This is a genomic window from Ectobacillus funiculus (assembly GCF_004138295.1).
Lineage (GTDB): Bacteria > Bacillota > Bacilli > Bacillales > Bacillaceae_G > Ectobacillus > Ectobacillus funiculus.
In genome coordinates this window covers 151,230-165,971 of record NZ_SCFM01000013.1, presented here as the reverse complement: position 1 = coordinate 165,971, position 14,742 = coordinate 151,230, and the positions used below count along the sequence as shown (strand labels likewise).

The window sequence follows — 14,742 nt, the reverse complement described above, 5'->3', positions numbered from 1 at the left end:
AATTAGATAACTTGGCTCGGTATTGTCTTGTTAAAGCAAGAGTTCCACCGAATTAGCAGGGTTCTTATAACCAGCATCTCTGCTAGTTGGCGCTCATTGGTTAACGCCTCCGCCAATCTTACTTAGCTGCATCGCCGTATTAATATTAAATCCAATCGAGTTTAAGCTATCATCCATTTCCAAAAGAAAACAGCTCACCATTTCCCCTCTTCTGCTTCGTCCTGCATTCAAAAAGGTTGGTGTCGCTGGTTGATAGTTTTGCTTGATCATTTGTTGTGCATATTTCTTTGCTTTTTCCGCGTTACCACGGCCCAAGTATAAGCTGACAATTGCAATGCGATCTTCATAGCTTTCCAAATACTGCTTTCCATCATTTGTTTTTAATGCGTAATCCTTATAAAACTTTGATACCGCCATGTAGGATTGAAATTGGAAGTTTTCTTCGTATGTAGTAGCATACACTTCCTCAATCTCTTCTAGAGAATACTCCTGTAACACATTGTAGTAATAGTCTTGCTCCATCATATAGGCGATGCGCTCACGTACGTTGCTAAACGGTAGTGTGTTTTCGCGCGCCTCTTTCAAAAATTCCTGCAATGCTTCTTGGTCTTTCTCCAATTGATAGAAGCCATCTGCCATTTGTGTAATTTCATTATTGAGCTCAATATGTCGCAAGCCCCAGCACCCTTTCTTTGAAAAATTCTATATCTTTATTTGTCCCAGCCATTTCAAACTTAGACAAAACTGGCACTTCGTATGCTTTGGCAATGTGGTCTGCGCTGGCGCCAAACTTGTCTCCCCAGTTACGATTTCCGCTCGCTGCTACACCTTTTAAGCGATCGTAGTTTCGCTCCAGAAATTTTGCTACACGCTCTGGCACTTTCCCGAATCCTGTTGTATATGTGACAAGGACATACTCCTTATCCAGCAGTAATTCGTCATGAATTTGCACCGCGGGCATATTGAGTTTTTGAATAAACCTCTTCACATTTCCTGTCATTGAATCATATACAATCAGCATTCCTAACTCCTCCATTTCCTAACCATAACCAAATTCTTCATATTTTTATCTGCCTACATATTGTATTATGTTTTTCGAGCAGACACAAGATATATGCACAGATTTATTTTGAGCAAAAGAATTTGTTTTTCGACAAAGAAAGAGCCGTTCCAAAAAGACGTACAAAACATATGAAACTACATTATAAATAGCATGTCAATACAGTGTATTTACGAGAACTTGTCAATGTATTTTCTAGTTCATCCTAAAGATTAAATGTATGAATATGGAGAAAAAGAAGGGAATTTGCAGAAATGTTTTAAGGGAAGCGACAATTTATGCAACATAAGAAGAAAATTGAAGAAAGAACATCCAAGGCAGATTTGTGAGGAAACAAAGAGAGCAAACAGGATAAACATCCTTGAGCGCGAAAGATACGCTTTTCTATAGAGAAAACTCGCTGAGTGGCGAGCCGTCAGGCGAAGACAGAAGCGTAGTTACACTTACACTTTGTTCCTAAAATTTCCTGCTACATCGAACTTGCTTCTAACTGGAAAATTATACCTCTACCATACAAAAAAAAGAAGCCTCCTGGGACCCGAGAGGCTTGGCTACTTATTTCTCGCGCATGCTTTGAGTTTTACGGGGTTTAGCCGATAAGCTTTGACGCGAACAAGTGCACTACATATAAAGTTTGTGTTTTGCCTTAAGGCATGATGTCCCATGAAACAAGGTACCAGCGAGGCATTACCTCGTTTTTCTCTCTCCTTTCTGTTGCCTGCGGCGATGTGTCTAGAGGCATTTTACAAAGAAATAGTTTTTTTGTAAAATCAACTCCGGTTTATTCATATAGATCTTTGTAGCATAATTGTTACAAACGTCACATATTCGAAAGAGCAGACTTCATTATATAATGTGCGTGTAAAGGTATTATTTCCCGTCAATATTCTGGTTTTCCTGGGAAATAACCTAAATAAATCAACGGAAACCCTCTTTTTTCCTCGCTTTTCTCCCTTTATTATACTAGATATACTCTCTCTTTATAGAGCCACAAAAATGCCAGCTTACAGGCTGATATCTCAAGCAAAGAAACATTTGATTGTTACAATCACCTTATAAATGTTTCAAACGGCTAACATTTCCAAACTAGTATATTAAGAGAGAAGGACTGAAATAGCTGCATAGTAGAAAAAATCTTTCTCGTTTCTCTTTAGGCAGGCCTATTTCAAGGTCCCAGCATTCATCACGGGCTGTGTTCCTTTTTCTGATACGATCGCGACCATCAGATTGCTTACCATTTGTGCCTTCATATCTTCGCTTAGCTGTACGACTTGTCTCTGATCCAGCTGTTCAAGCGCCGCCTCGACCATTCCGACTGCACCCTCTACAATTTTTTGACGCGCCGCCACGACAGCTGTTGCCTGTTGACGCTGCAGCATAGCACTTGCGATTTCAGGGGCATATGCTAAATGAGTAAGGCGTGCCTCTAGCACTTTTACACCGGATACATTCAAACGCACTTGCAGCTCACGGGCCAACTCTTCTGCAATTTCCTCTGCATTTCCGCGAAGTGACCACGCTTTCTCAGTATCCGTATCATACGGATACTTTGTCGCTACATGACGAAGTGCAGTTTCACTTTGGATACGTACGAATTCTCGATAGTTTTCCACATCAAACAATGCTTTAGCTGTATCTGTTACCTTAAATACGACAACCGCAGCAATTTCAATGGGATTCCCGTCTACATCGTTAACCTTCAACGTATCACTATTAAAGTTGCGCACGCGCAAAGAAACACGTTTGCGGATGGAAGGAATTGTAATAAAGAAACCATCATCCCGAATGGTCCCCATATACTTTCCGAAAAATATTACGGCTACAGAATCGTTCGGCTGCACAATTGTCAGCCCCGTTAATACGAATATGGCCAGGACCGCGGCAAAAATGAGGTATAAAGGATTGTATTGCACAATACTAAAGTACGCGGCGAATATAAGAATCACAAGCAATAATAACAATCCAATAAAACCATTTATCTTCCAAGCTGCCTGCTCTTTCACAGCTATCTCCTCCCTTTTGATTTTGGAAATCCTTACTAATTCTATGTTACAACGCCCAGTGGCTTTCAACAATCCTTTTTTAAATTATTTAGCCATTCTTATTCTTTCTTTGCTACACTGATTGAGAAGGGAGTGTGTACAATGGAAAATAAAGAAATATGCTGGTGCTATGAAAAATATAAGGCGCAGCTTCCCCTGGGAACAAAAACAGTTTGCTTTAAAGAAAAGTGCGCCAATTATCGTAAACATCAGCAAACGCAGCAGACAAAAGAAGATTCAGATCGGCAAATATAAAGGGGGCTGAACTTAGTAAAGACAAAATTTCATCTGTGCGTGCACTATATCCAATTTGCTGCTATATCAGATAATCCTTAGTATTTCTCTGAAAACCCGCTATCATTGGCGAGCCGTTAGGCGAAGATAGAAGCGCAGTTGTCTTTATACTTTGGTCCTAAAATCTTCTCTACATCGCATTCGCTGCTAGCTGGAAAGGTATGCTTTTCTAAAATGCAAAAAACAGCCCTACTCTGAGCTGTTTCCGCCTTCATTCTTATACTCAATATGCAAGACATCGCTAATTCGCACTGTATAGTAGCTACCAGCCAAATCTTGAATGGTTATCATATTTTCATCATCGCTTACCGCACAAATACGCCCATCTATATCTAAGAAGGAATCTTGATGTAAAATGGTAATCGGAACATAGAGCTTACTTTTGTATGCATCAGCAAGCTGTTTTTTCAATTCCCATAAATAGCGCCCCGCTCTTTTACGATTTGCAGGCAAAAGCACCATCCCCATAAACCGTCTGCCTTGTTCATCCTTCCACATATAATCCCAATGTGTGAGACGCTTTTGCTTAAATTCTCCCAAGCTCATTCCCTCCCCATCTATTGTTTTTATAATATTAGCTGCAGTTCCCTATCATTGTTTAGGAACGCGGTGTTTCCATGTATGTGTACACCACAATTCCTCCATGCTGGGCAACACCGCGAAAATGCTTAAAATCCGGTCTATTCACCAACACTTCCCGAAAGGAGTAAAATACCTCTTTGGTTACAGTATATTCATGCAGCTCACCGCTCTTTAATTTATCTAAAATCTCATTAACTATTGATTGATCCATAGACTTCACCTCTGCAAGTACTTATTGTACCGTTATTTCCAGAAACCGACAAGAGCCTGTTTACAAGAAAAGTGGAATTGATCAGCTTTGTTCTCGTAGTCAAGCAACCTGCATGAAAGTTCTAGCAGACAAAAACGCAATCCTTCTACATGGGATTGCGTTTTTATTTGCACCAGAAATTATACATTTCCAGCTAGAAGTCATTTGACGTAGCCGGAAACTTTAGGAGTACAGTGTAAGTGCAACTACGCCCCTGTCTTCGCCTGATGGCTCGCCAATCGATGAACTTTCTTTAACTAGGTGTAAACCCTACTTTATATTCAAGTGATTTTCCTGCAAATACCTTGGAATAACGATATGTTGTGCATCCCCAGTTACGACTGTCTGTCCATAAAGGTCCTGTCCAACCTTTTTTTCTTAACTCCTTCGCAATCATAGCATTGAAGAAGGCATGACCAATTAAGACAATTTTAGAGTCGCACAGCGCATAGCCTATTAGCAAATCAGCTGCCTGCTGGGCGCGTTGCTCCGCCTGCTTGTATGATTCTGTATGATCACTGTTATTACTACAGTCTGCAAGCCAAAGCGCTCGACTAAGCATCATCCATGCCGATGGCTTTAATTTCAGCCAAGGTACAGTTGGCAAGCATCTAGGCACGGATATTTCGCGAAACAAGTTGTTTTGTACAAAAGAAAGTGAAGAAATGAACGATGCTGCAGATTGAACCGCACACGTTGCATCGCTCGTGACCACTCGCTTTGCCTGACGTACTATGTCAGTCGTTTTTGTTGGGAATGTGCTATTCAGAACCAGTTCTGCCTGCTTGTATTGTTCCCACCATAAATGAAATGCTGTTGTACTCATAAAATAAGAAGGGACGTTGACAGGACCGTGCGTAATCAACGAGATTTGCACCTCATTCACTCTCCGTTTTTGAAAACTTCCTGTTCTTATCATACTTATCGTTCTATTATATCATGCAATGATAAACAAAAAATAAAGAAAACTCGCCGATTGGCGAGCCCTGCTTTTGGGCGAAGACAGAGGCGTAGTTGCCCTTATACTGTATTCCTAAAATTTCTTACTACGTCGAATTGACATCCAGCTAGAAATTTATACTTCCCTACAATGTAAAGAAAACTCGCCGATTGGCGAGCCCTGCTTTTGGGCGAAGACAGAGGCGTAGTTGCCCTTATACTGTATTCCTAAAATTTCTCACTACGTCGAATTGACATCCAGCTAGAAATTTATACTTCCCTACAGTGTAAAGAAAACTCGCCGATTGGCAAGCCCTGCACTTGGGCGAAGACAGAGGCGTAGTTGCTCTTATACTGTATTCCTAAAATTTCTCACTACGTCGAATTGACGTCCAGCTAGAAATTTATACCTCCCTACAGTGTAAAGAAAACTCGCCGATTGGCGAGCCTTTAAGCGAAAACAGCGGCATAGTTACACTGATACATTCGCTTCCAGCTTCTCCTACAATTCAAAAAAGACAGCGTGTCATAGCTGTCTGTCAGTCTCCTCCACCTCCATCTCCAGCATCGGAGGAATCATTATCATAATCATTCGTATAGGAAGAATCACTATGATGACGCTTTCCTTTTCTCGAAGACGATGCCACCCAAAATATCAATGCTATTATGACTAAAACACCTAAGATAATCCAGACCTCCATAAAGTCTCTCCCTCCCGACCTAGTTCCTCATACCGCTAAGAGATAAACGGTATATGGGCAAATATATGATTGATATATATTTCCTTAAAAGGTAAAATATACCGATACTTTCTATGAATCAATCTATATCTTATTGTCAATATCTATTTTTTTTCGACAAAAATCTTCTTTTTTCTTGACAAATGAAAAATCTTTTTTTGAAATGAGTATGAAAACATTTACAAATTAGTAAATATAGTTCAAAATAGAGAAAACAACAAAAGAGGACTACTGAGCAAGGTCTTCTTATCCAATTTTTTTATGGGGAGAGAGTGCATATGATTATTGCAGAAGCTGGAGATGTAGTAGAATTTAAAAATGGTTTGCAAGGGCGTGTGCAGAAAGTGAATAAAAACTCCGTCATTGTAGATATAACAATTATGGAGAATTATAGAGAACTGGATTTGGAGCCTCTTACCGTTGTTAACCATAAAAATTATACGATTGTAGCGCAGCAGGCATAATGAAGCTAGCAGAAATATCATTTGGAAGCAAAAAGGATGTACAGAAGCAGCATACAGTACTGCTTCCGTACATCCTTTTGTTTTTCATAGACTCTTTTATATTACAAGCTTTCTCTTAACGGTTATCAATTTTCTCCGGATATAAATCGTGATTCATCAAACGATACTCCGCCATTTTCTCATACTTTGTCCCCGGGCGTCCATAGTTGCAGTACGGGTCGATTGAGATACCTCCGCGCGGTGTAAATTTGCCCCACACTTCAATATATCGAGGATCCATTAATTCAATCAAATCGTTCATAATAATATTCATACAATCTTCATGAAAGTCACCGTGGTTGCGGAAGCTAAACAAATAAAGCTTAAGTGACTTGCTTTCTACCATCTTAATCTCTGGGATATAGCTAATGTAAATCGTCGCAAAGTCTGGTTGTCCTGTCTTCGGACAAAGACTTGTGAATTCCGGACAATTTAATTTTACGAAATAATCCCGGCTTGGGTGATTATTATCAAAAGTTTCTAAAATGCTTGGTGAATATTCAAATAAATATTTTGTGTTTTGATTGCCGAGCAGCGTAACATCCTTTAGCTCCTCGTCTTTACGTCCTGTCATGATAAATCCCCTTCCTATTTTAAACGCCGCGCTTATTTCCCCACACTAACGCATGAAGCTGCGGCAGCACCTTTGCATCATTCATTTCCTTGCAGCTTACTGCCTTCTCAATCAGCCATTCATATTTACGTAATAACCGTGAGATAAGCAGCGTATCGTCAGTTGTATGCACATCGTCATTGCCGACCTGCACAAAGAATGGGATGTGCGGATAACGGGCATGAATGTCTTTTGCGTAAGCAAAATCAGTATCATCAAATACAACAACCTTAAGGCTTACACGGCTATCTTTTAGATTGGTTAGCACTGTGCTAAGCATTGTAAAATTTGTCTCCATCCCAGAACTTGGCGGCTTTGGAGATACGGTTACTTCATCGATAGCGAGAAGCCAATCCTGCCATTTGCTTCCTTGCGTTTCTATCGCCGTTGTAATGCCATTTTCTTTCAATAGAAGAACAAGTTCTCCTAAGGAGCTCAACAGAGCAGGATTGCCGCCTGAAATCGTTACATGCGAAAAATTGTCCCCGCCGATTTGCTTTAGCTCCTGCCAAATGTCTTCTGCGCTCATCTGCCGAATCAAATCCTTTGCTGTACCGTCCCATGTAAAAGCAGAATCGCACCATGTGCAACGATAGTCACAGCCAGCAGTACGGACAAACATCGTTTTTTGTCCAATCACCATTCCTTCTCCTTGAATGGTCGGTCCGAATATTTCTAACACGGGAATATTAGTCAAGCTCCATCCACTCCCGTCTCATTTCAGCATAGCTCGTTGGTGTTTCGTACAAGCGAACGAATTCTACGCGCGCACCTTTATACTGCAACTGACGCTCGTCTTGCTGCAATGCCTCTTCCATTTTTTCGAAAATCCACACAACCATATTTTCTGCTGTTGTATTCATCGGTGGCAACGTTTCATTTAAATAACGATGATCAAGATAAATCTCAATCTCTTGCTTCCAAATTTCTTTAATGTCACCAAAATCAATTGCCAAACCGATTTCATTTACATAGCCGCTAATGCCAAAAACAACTTTATATGTGTGGCCATGAAGGTTTTTACACTTTCCTTCGTAGCAATGCAGATGGTGCGCTGCATCAAATGTAAACTCCTTACTCACCATAACCCGTTTGTTATGGTACTTGAGCTGCTCACGACGAATATCCTTGTCTATTTTTTGTAGATTCTCTACAATGCGAAAACCAAAGAAGTTGTCCATTATGCGCCCGCTCCTTTTCGCTCTGCTACATATTCAGCTAAACCAGCTGCACGAAGCTTACATGCCGGGCATTCCCCGCAGCCGTCGCCGATGATTCCGTTATAGCAAGTGAGTGTTTTTTCGCGCACGAAATTAAATGCCCCGAGCTCATCTGCCAACTTCCATGTTTCTGCCTTATTGATCCACATAAGAGGTGTATGAATTACAAATTGATAGTCCATTGCCAAATTCAATGTCACATTCAATGATTTTACAAATACGTCCCGGCAATCCGGATAGCCGCTAAAATCTGTTTCACATACGCCTGTGATGATGTGGCGCGCGCCGACTTGCTTCGCCAAAACCGCCGCAAATGACAAGAAAAGCAAATTGCGTCCGTCCACAAAGGTTGACGGAAGCTCTCCTTCTTTATGTTCAATCTCAATATCGCCGCGTGTTAACGCATTTGGCGCCAATTGGTTTAATAGACTCATATCTAGTACGGTATGCTTAACGCCAAGTTCTTCCGCAATAGAGGCTGCACAATCAATTTCTAGGCTATGCCGTTGATTGTAATTGAACGTAACTGTCTCAACCTCCGCGAAATGATCAAGTGCCCAAAATAGACACGTTGTACTATCTTGACCGCCGCTAAATACAACAACCGCTTTTTCATTCTTCATTATTCATTCTCCTTTTTCATTAAGAAAGTATACGAAGAAGCAGCGTTCTTGAACTGTCATATAGATAAAAACAAAACAATACCAAAAAATAGATATTGTCATGCCTTAGTTTTTTATAGAGGGAGTTCGCGAACCTCTCCCATGCAGTGCATGGAATTTCTTCTGAAGTTAATCGCACATTATTCTAACATATATTCGTGCAGCAAGGAAGCTTTAGAAAACGAATAGATGAATCCACCTGATCAGGCATATGCATGGTTTACTCTTTAAGAGAGTATAAATTTCCAACGTAAGGTCTACATGCTTGGATATATAGAAAAAACGTGATGGGACATAAACCCTCACGTTTTTTACTTTAAAGACAAAGGACATCTGTTTTAAATCATTGTCTAACTTCATCCACTAGCTCGCTGTACCCAGAGCAATAAAAGAAAAAGCTTCTCCTTTGTGTTTGGAGAACTGTTCACATTGCGGGTAAAATGAGCTTATTCTGTTTTCTTACTGCTTACCTGCTTCTTCTGCCAGCTGCTCAAACGTTTTTACTTTTCCATGAGGATGTTGCTGTTGGCTTTCTTTTCTCGTTCTCCAAAGTCGTTCCTTTTGACGTTTTTGATGAGACATTGCGCACCTCTCCTTACATGTTTCTTCTTTTTTAGGGTGCTCTAACATAAAAGGAGTTATGTCTGTAAAAGAGTTCCATCAGCATTCACAACATCGTTTGGAATGTTAATTTGTAAAGGTCCTGCCATGACATACATTGTTAACACGTATCATGATCCCTATTATGTACAGATTGCTCTTCCGTAGCCAGGCAAAAGAGAGAATGTGTCTAAGGAACATAAACAGCTTCTTGATTTTCTTAGGGGGTATAAAGAAAACTCACCGTCAAGCGCAGACAAAAGTGCATTTGCGCTTACACTGTGTTTCTAAAGTTTCCAGTCACGTCGAATAACTTCTAGCTGGAAACGTATGATTTTTTTACTTACCGAACGCGTATCATTATATATATGTTCAATATGCTGAGCTACAAAGACGAACAAGGCTTGAACGCAGACAAAACGAATGGAAAAAGTTCAAACTGATTAAGATGCTAGCAAGATGATACCGCCTTAGATATGATTTTGTCCGCTGCTCCCTCCCTGTTAGAAAAGGAGGGGGGGGTCTTTTTTGGAACAGCGTTGCAAGAGACTAGAAAGGAATATACATTATTTTAGTAATGAAGATAAGATAACACCACTACTACGATGGATGTTTTAGAAAGCTGCGCCTTTAATTTCTTTAAAAAATCGAGATTTATTACAGTTTGGAATGAACTGGGCTTGTCCAGTTGTTCTTTATGCTTTTGATATTTCAAAATCAACATATCCAATTCTTGGCTTATTTGCAATGTTTCTGAGCTGGAAAATCCGCTTTCTAGCCCACTGGCAATCATTTCTTCACGTTTTAAATGTATATCAAGCAACAGCTTGTCCATTGCATGCTTTCTCTTTATAGCTTGCACATCAGTCTCCCCCTCATCTCTCTCTCTTGCGCGTTCCTCTCCCTGCACTTTGTCTGCTTTTTATATGTTTTCTCTAATATTTACAAAATCTTTATCTTACTTTAGGAATTATTACAAATAATTCTATATTTGTAAACACATTCGCAATAATAGACATTTTTTTCTCTGTATTTTTTTTTATTTTTCTGTAAAGTCCAATGTTTTCAACGTTTGAAATTTTTATATACGCTTGATTCGACTATTTATCCGATTATTTTCGTCATAAATCGCAAAGCATAATGACAAGCTACTATAATTAAAAAGGGTGTTAGAGATGAAAAAGTGGACTTTGATGTTTTTTGCTTTCTACCTTATGTTTCTTCCGTCAGCTATAGCTGCTGAAAAACATAAAGTAGCCATCGTCATTGATGATTTTGGCAACAATATGAAAGGAACAGAGCAAATGCTCTCACTCCCCATTCCCCTCACAATTGCTGTGATGCCGTTTCTTCCATCCACAAAGGCGGATGCGAAAGCAGCTCATCAAAAAGGGTATGAGGTTATCATCCATATGCCAATGGAGCCGATTAGGGGGAAAAGAAGCTGGCTAGGTCCGAATGCTATTACAACGGACTTAAGTGATGAAGAAATTCGTAAACGTGTAGAGCTTGCAGTGGCAGATGTTCCGCATGCTGTGGGAATGAATAACCATATGGGGTCAAAGGTTACAGCAGATGAACGAGTGATGCGTATTATCTTATCCGTTTGCAAAAAACACGGCCTGTTTTATTTAGACAGCAAAACAAATTCAAAAAGTGTTGCGGGAAAAGTTGCAAAAGAACTGAATGTTCCAGTGGTTGAAAACCATTTGTTTTTTGATGATATATATACGTCAGCACATATTACAAAGCAAGCAATTCTCCTGCTAAGCAGAGTAAAAGAGAAACCGGTTACAATTGCAATTGGTCATGTCGGCCCCCCTGGGGAAATCACTTCTAGCGTAATTCGTTCCAGCATGCCGGCGCTCAAGGAACATGCCCAATTTGTATTTCTCTCTCAACTTGTGCAGCAACGCTCCTTGCTTCCTTTTCATTAGGAAAAGCTCAGCGAATAGCCAACTAACACTCAAATGAGAGAGGTCCCCCCTCTCTCATTTGAGTGTTAGTGATCTTTTTTACACTTACGCCTCTGTCTTCACCCAAAGACGGGCTTGAAGCTGAAGCCTTTATCTATAAATAAAACGCTTACATTTATTTTGTGGAGCAAGTGAGCCCTTCGCAGTATGAAAAACTCATCATGCTTGATCTATCAAATGACAGAACTTTTCGCTCCTTTAATCATGAGCAGTTTCACGTGATAGTTCATTAAATACTCAAGTCCTTCCAACCACTTCTTCGTTTCCTCTGGTGAAGAGGCCCAGACAATTAACCCATAGTCATGTACGAGAACAGCACCGCGTTCGGGCGTAAATGCACTTGTTTCTCCATTTAGCAGTTCAATAAATTGCCGTTCGTTATCTACGATAGGAATGGTAATGTTCTCAATACCTTCTTTTCCAAATACACGGCTCACATTCTTTTCGTCAAATGTTACTTCTCTTTGCTGACTATATAATTCTGAAACGAGATGACTATCTACAGTTTGTACTTGCAAAATACAATCAGCACCTGTTTGTTTATAAATATGGGCATGAAGAGGAGATTCTGAGGCTGGTTGTGCTTCTAGCTGAAAAACCGACTCGCAAGAAGCATTCACGACAATAAAATCATCTTCGGAGAATATTCCTTTATCTTTTCCTTCTACATTCACTAGAAATGTAAGAGGATCCTGAGACACTCTCATAGACATGCTTATCTTTGTTCCATAAAACCAATCCCGTAAGGCCAGTTCCATCTTAATATCGCGCAGTTCTTTCCATTTTTTTAAGAAAAATAACATTCTTTCACCTCCGTGTAATCTCGCATTCTTTACTGGATTTGTTCAGTACAGTTGGCTATATATGAACGTTCATTCTTCCTTAATTATTTGATAATTCTTAAAATTTAATCAAATTATCACATGAAAATAACTGTTTTGTCAATAACTTTTCTATATATCATGGAAGCTTATTCCAATATTTTTCACAGTGCCTGAAAGTATAAATTTCCAGCTAGAAATCAATCGAAGTAGCCGGGAATTTTAGGTGCCGCTGCGCTTCTGTCCCACAATCGGCGAGTTTTCTTTATGAGAAATACTTATCTTTTTTGTTCTTGTGAAGTGTCTTGATAATTTGCTGTTTTTCTTGTTCAGATATAATATGAAGCTTTTGCAGCAAATGTGCATACCACTCTGTTTTTCCGTTCGTCCGTTTATTCATGTTCGTCCCTCTCTTTCCTTGAGTCAACTTTTTTTGTCTTGGTAAATTATATGATGAAAGTACAAGAATGTGTATAGTCTCCATTGAGTTTTCTTAGGAGTATGCCTATACTAGGAGAGTGTCTACACTATGACTAAAAATAGATTTGAGGTTCAAACAAATGAAGATTGTTGTAAGTACACTAAATGCAAAATATATTCATACAAATTTAGCCTTACGTTATTTAAAAGCATATGCTGCGCCAGAATTTGATTTGGAGATGGCAGAATATACAATTAAAGATCCAGCAATGAACATTGTGACGGACTTGTATCGCCGCCAACCTGATGTAGTCGGTTTCAGTTGCTATATTTGGAATATTGAGGAAACAATTCAAGTGATTCAAATGCTGAAAAAAATCAATCCTAGCCTTATTGTGTTTATTGGCGGACCAGAAGTAAGCTATGATACAAAATATTGGTTAGAGCGCATTCCAGAAGTTGATTTTATTATCATCGGTGAAGGTGAAGTTTCTGTAAAAAAATTACTTGTCGAAATACAGGGAAACAAGCAATACGAAACACTTGATGGTATCGGTTTTGTAAAGGAAGATGGAACATATGTAATTAAACCGCAGCGTGAAAAGCTCGACTTAAAAACAATTCCATCACCGTATCGCTTTCCTGAAGATATTCCGCATTTAAGTAAACGCATCACTTATATTGAAACAAGCCGCGGCTGTCCGTTTAGCTGTCAATTTTGTCTTTCTTCTATAGAAACGGGAGTTCGTTATTTTGACCGCGAACGCATTAAGGATGATATCCGTTACTTAATGAAGCATGGTGCGAGAGTCATTAAGTTCGTAGACCGTACCTTTAACATTAGCCGCAGCTATGCGATGGAGATGTTTCGATTTCTAATTGACGAGCACCTTCCCGGCACTGTATTTCAGTTTGAAATCACAGCGGATATTATGCGCCCCGAGGTCATTGAATTTCTCAATCAAGAGGCCCCTCCAGGGTTATTCCGTTTTGAAATCGGTGTTCAGTCAACCAATGATCGTACAAATGATCTTGTCATGAGACGTCAAAACTTTGCAAAACTTACTCGTACCGTGACGATGGTAAAAGAAGGCGGAAAAATCGATCAGCATTTAGATTTAATTGCCGGCTTGCCAGAGGAGAACTATGATTCCTTCAAAAAGACCTTTAACGATGTATTTGCACTTCGTCCGGAAGAACTGCAATTAGGCTTTTTAAAGATGCTGCGCGGTACTGGTCTGCGCATTCGCTCCAAAGATCATAGCTATGTATATATGGATCATGCTCCATATGAGATTCTTGGAAACGATATCCTCCCATTTGATGATATTGTGCGTATTAAGCAGGTGGAGGACGTGTTGGAGAAATACTGGAATGCCCATCGTATGGATCGCACTCTTGAATATCTAGTATCAAGCACCTTTGAAACGCCATTCGACTTCTTCCAAGAGTTCGGCTCCTATTGGGATGAACAGGGATGGGTTCGCATCGGTCATCAGCTTGAGGACTTATTCAAGCGGCTCTATCAATTTTTAGAAGGAACGCAAGCTCGGCATCTTGATGTAATCCAAGGGTTAATGAAAGCCGACTATTTACAAGGACATAAATATCGTCCGCGCAAACCATGGTGGGATGAAATCGTCCCAAAAGAACAGCTCTCGCTTTATTATAAGGTTATTTTGGAGCAACCCTCTCTTTTAGGAGAAGAGTTTGCTTCGCTTTCTTTGACAGAAAAAGAGTTGTATAAGCATACCATTTTAGAGTTTGTACCGTTTGATTTTGCAGGCTTTGAGCAGACCGGAGCAATAACGATGCAGCCGTCTCTCTTATTAGCTTATTTTGATCCGAAAACATTACAATGCACGATTTACTCTGCCCCGGCTCAGCTTACTGTAACAGCAAACTAAGGATCATGTCTGCTTTTTACACGGCAGGAGTATACATTTCCAGCTAGAAGGTCATTTGACGTAGTGGGGAATTTTAGGAATATACTGTAAATGCAACTGCGCCTCTGTCTTCG

At 39.9% G+C, this 14,742-nt stretch carries 18 protein-coding genes, 1 pseudogene and 1 riboswitch; of the genes and pseudogenes, 4 read left to right on the top strand and 15 right to left on the bottom strand.

The genetic code is table 11. The annotated features are described in order from the left end of the window. Positions 1–102: 102 nt before the first annotated feature. From EP737_RS10910 to EP737_RS10900, 3 genes and pseudogenes are all read right to left on the bottom strand, one after another. A pseudogene (locus EP737_RS10910) lies at positions 103–675 on the bottom strand (ribonucleotide reductase N-terminal alpha domain-containing protein); the annotation flags it as partial. After that, positions 662–1,021, bottom strand: a complete 360-nt coding sequence (gene nrdI, locus EP737_RS10905; RefSeq protein WP_129728002.1) for a class Ib ribonucleoside-diphosphate reductase assembly flavoprotein NrdI — start codon at positions 1,019–1,021, stop codon at positions 662–664. The gene nrdI and the pseudogene EP737_RS10910, both read right to left, overlap by 14 nt. A 1,199-nt stretch (positions 1,022–2,220) precedes the next feature. Further along, positions 2,221–3,063: an SPFH domain-containing protein gene (locus EP737_RS10900; RefSeq protein WP_129728001.1), complete on the bottom strand. Its 843-nt coding sequence runs from the start codon at positions 3,061–3,063 to the stop codon at positions 2,221–2,223. 141 nt (positions 3,064–3,204) lie between these two features. Here EP737_RS10900 and EP737_RS25545 point away from each other — a divergent pair, with 141 nt between their 5' ends. After that, positions 3,205–3,357: a hypothetical protein gene (locus EP737_RS25545; RefSeq protein WP_165350757.1), complete on the top strand. Its 153-nt coding sequence runs from the start codon at positions 3,205–3,207 to the stop codon at positions 3,355–3,357. 228 nt (positions 3,358–3,585) lie between these two features. Here the strand turns inward: EP737_RS25545 and EP737_RS10895 are convergent, their stop codons facing one another. The 4 genes from EP737_RS10895 to EP737_RS25540 form a co-directional block, all read right to left on the bottom strand. Beyond that, a complete protein-coding gene (locus tag EP737_RS10895; RefSeq protein ID WP_129728000.1) occupies positions 3,586–3,936 on the bottom strand; it encodes a hypothetical protein in 351 nt (116 codons plus the stop codon). Positions 3,937–3,994: 58 nt separating this feature from the next. Then, positions 3,995–4,189 (bottom strand): abortive phage infection protein, encoded by a 195-nt coding sequence (locus EP737_RS10890; protein WP_129727999.1) that lies wholly within the window; start codon positions 4,187–4,189, stop codon positions 3,995–3,997. Between the two features lie 292 nt (positions 4,190–4,481). Next, positions 4,482–5,147 (bottom strand): histidine phosphatase family protein, encoded by a 666-nt coding sequence (locus EP737_RS10885; protein WP_205650922.1) that lies wholly within the window; start codon positions 5,145–5,147, stop codon positions 4,482–4,484. A gap of 559 nt (positions 5,148–5,706) precedes the next feature. Next, positions 5,707–5,868, bottom strand: a complete 162-nt coding sequence (locus EP737_RS25540) for a hypothetical protein (protein WP_165350756.1) — start codon at positions 5,866–5,868, stop codon at positions 5,707–5,709. A 317-nt stretch (positions 5,869–6,185) separates the two neighbouring features. Here EP737_RS25540 and EP737_RS10880 point away from each other — a divergent pair, with 317 nt between their 5' ends. After that, on the top strand, positions 6,186–6,371 hold the full coding sequence (locus EP737_RS10880; protein ID WP_129727997.1) for a YkvS family protein: 186 nt from the start codon (positions 6,186–6,188) through the stop codon (positions 6,369–6,371). A gap of 115 nt (positions 6,372–6,486) precedes the next feature. Here EP737_RS10880 and queF read toward each other — a convergent pair whose 3' ends face one another. The 6 genes from queF to EP737_RS10855 all read right to left on the bottom strand — a co-directional run bounded on the left by queF (position 6,487) and on the right by EP737_RS10855 (position 10,340). Continuing rightward, positions 6,487–6,984 (bottom strand): preQ(1) synthase, encoded by a 498-nt coding sequence (gene queF / locus EP737_RS10875; RefSeq protein WP_129727996.1) that lies wholly within the window; start codon positions 6,982–6,984, stop codon positions 6,487–6,489. Positions 6,985–7,003: 19 nt separating this feature from the next. Continuing rightward, the gene (queE, locus tag EP737_RS10870) at positions 7,004–7,720 is read right to left on the bottom strand and encodes a 7-carboxy-7-deazaguanine synthase QueE (RefSeq protein ID WP_129727995.1); all 717 of its coding nucleotides are present in this window, start codon (positions 7,718–7,720) and stop codon (positions 7,004–7,006) included. Next, positions 7,713–8,204 carry a 6-carboxytetrahydropterin synthase QueD gene (gene queD, locus EP737_RS10865; protein ID WP_129727994.1) on the bottom strand — a complete coding sequence of 164 codons (492 nt, stop codon included), beginning with the start codon at positions 8,202–8,204 and terminating at the stop codon, positions 7,713–7,715. Before queD ends, queE begins: the two co-directional genes overlap by 8 nt. Next, complete coding sequence (queC, locus tag EP737_RS10860) at positions 8,204–8,866, bottom strand: 7-cyano-7-deazaguanine synthase QueC (RefSeq protein WP_129727993.1); 663 nt, start codon at positions 8,864–8,866, stop codon at positions 8,204–8,206. The genes queD and queC overlap by 1 nt, the downstream gene beginning before the upstream one ends. A gap of 99 nt (positions 8,867–8,965) precedes the next feature. Next, a riboswitch (PreQ1 riboswitch) is annotated at positions 8,966–9,009 on the bottom strand. A gap of 355 nt (positions 9,010–9,364) precedes the next feature. Then, positions 9,365–9,487, bottom strand: a complete 123-nt coding sequence (locus tag EP737_RS26245; protein WP_246040226.1) for a DUF6254 family protein — start codon at positions 9,485–9,487, stop codon at positions 9,365–9,367. A gap of 589 nt (positions 9,488–10,076) precedes the next feature. Continuing rightward, positions 10,077–10,340 (bottom strand): Spo0E family sporulation regulatory protein-aspartic acid phosphatase, encoded by a 264-nt coding sequence (locus EP737_RS10855; protein WP_410776948.1) that lies wholly within the window; start codon positions 10,338–10,340, stop codon positions 10,077–10,079. Between the two features lie 340 nt (positions 10,341–10,680). Here EP737_RS10855 and EP737_RS10850 point away from each other — a divergent pair, with 340 nt between their 5' ends. Then, positions 10,681–11,442, top strand: a complete 762-nt coding sequence (locus tag EP737_RS10850) for a divergent polysaccharide deacetylase family protein (RefSeq protein WP_129727991.1) — start codon at positions 10,681–10,683, stop codon at positions 11,440–11,442. Positions 11,443–11,654: 212 nt separating this feature from the next. Here the strand turns inward: EP737_RS10850 and EP737_RS10845 are convergent, their stop codons facing one another. Further along, on the bottom strand, positions 11,655–12,284 hold the full coding sequence (locus EP737_RS10845; protein ID WP_129727990.1) for a class II aldolase/adducin family protein: 630 nt from the start codon (positions 12,282–12,284) through the stop codon (positions 11,655–11,657). 283 nt (positions 12,285–12,567) lie between these two features. Next, positions 12,568–12,702 carry a hypothetical protein gene (locus EP737_RS26535; RefSeq protein ID WP_281278888.1) on the bottom strand — a complete coding sequence of 45 codons (135 nt, stop codon included), beginning with the start codon at positions 12,700–12,702 and terminating at the stop codon, positions 12,568–12,570. Positions 12,703–12,862: 160 nt separating this feature from the next. Here EP737_RS26535 and EP737_RS10840 point away from each other — a divergent pair, with 160 nt between their 5' ends. Next, positions 12,863–14,629 carry a B12-binding domain-containing radical SAM protein gene (locus EP737_RS10840; protein WP_129727989.1) on the top strand — a complete coding sequence of 589 codons (1,767 nt, stop codon included), beginning with the start codon at positions 12,863–12,865 and terminating at the stop codon, positions 14,627–14,629. Positions 14,630–14,742 lie beyond the last annotated feature (113 nt).

What these genes read in the sequence shown, in the direction of transcription:
- nrdI (WP_129728002.1), bottom strand. Translation starts at nt 1,021, where the DNA reads ATGCTGATTGTATATGATTCAATGACAGGAAATGTGAAGAGGTTTATT.
- EP737_RS25545 (WP_165350757.1), top strand. Translation starts at nt 3,205, where the DNA reads ATGGAAAATAAAGAAATATGCTGGTGCTATGAAAAATATAAGGCGCAG.
- EP737_RS10890 (WP_129727999.1), bottom strand. Translation starts at nt 4,189, where the DNA reads ATGGATCAATCAATAGTTAATGAGATTTTAGATAAATTAAAGAGCGGT.
- EP737_RS10885 (WP_205650922.1), bottom strand. Translation starts at nt 5,147, where the DNA reads ATGATAAGAACAGGAAGTTTTCAAAAACGGAGAGTGAATGAGGTGCAA.
- EP737_RS25540 (WP_165350756.1), bottom strand. Translation starts at nt 5,868, where the DNA reads ATGGAGGTCTGGATTATCTTAGGTGTTTTAGTCATAATAGCATTGATA.
- EP737_RS10880 (WP_129727997.1), top strand. Translation starts at nt 6,186, where the DNA reads ATGATTATTGCAGAAGCTGGAGATGTAGTAGAATTTAAAAATGGTTTG.
- queF (WP_129727996.1), bottom strand. Translation starts at nt 6,984, where the DNA reads ATGACAGGACGTAAAGACGAGGAGCTAAAGGATGTTACGCTGCTCGGC.
- queD (WP_129727994.1), bottom strand. Translation starts at nt 8,204, where the DNA reads ATGGACAACTTCTTTGGTTTTCGCATTGTAGAGAATCTACAAAAAATA.
- queC (WP_129727993.1), bottom strand. Translation starts at nt 8,866, where the DNA reads ATGAAGAATGAAAAAGCGGTTGTTGTATTTAGCGGCGGTCAAGATAGT.
- EP737_RS26245 (WP_246040226.1), bottom strand. Translation starts at nt 9,487, where the DNA reads ATGTCTCATCAAAAACGTCAAAAGGAACGACTTTGGAGAACGAGAAAA.
- EP737_RS10855 (WP_410776948.1), bottom strand. Translation starts at nt 10,340, where the DNA reads ATGGACAAGCTGTTGCTTGATATACATTTAAAACGTGAAGAAATGATT.
- EP737_RS10850 (WP_129727991.1), top strand. Translation starts at nt 10,681, where the DNA reads ATGAAAAAGTGGACTTTGATGTTTTTTGCTTTCTACCTTATGTTTCTT.
- EP737_RS10845 (WP_129727990.1), bottom strand. Translation starts at nt 12,284, where the DNA reads ATGTTATTTTTCTTAAAAAAATGGAAAGAACTGCGCGATATTAAGATG.
- EP737_RS26535 (WP_281278888.1), bottom strand. Translation starts at nt 12,702, where the DNA reads ATGAATAAACGGACGAACGGAAAAACAGAGTGGTATGCACATTTGCTG.
- EP737_RS10840 (WP_129727989.1), top strand. Translation starts at nt 12,863, where the DNA reads ATGAAGATTGTTGTAAGTACACTAAATGCAAAATATATTCATACAAAT.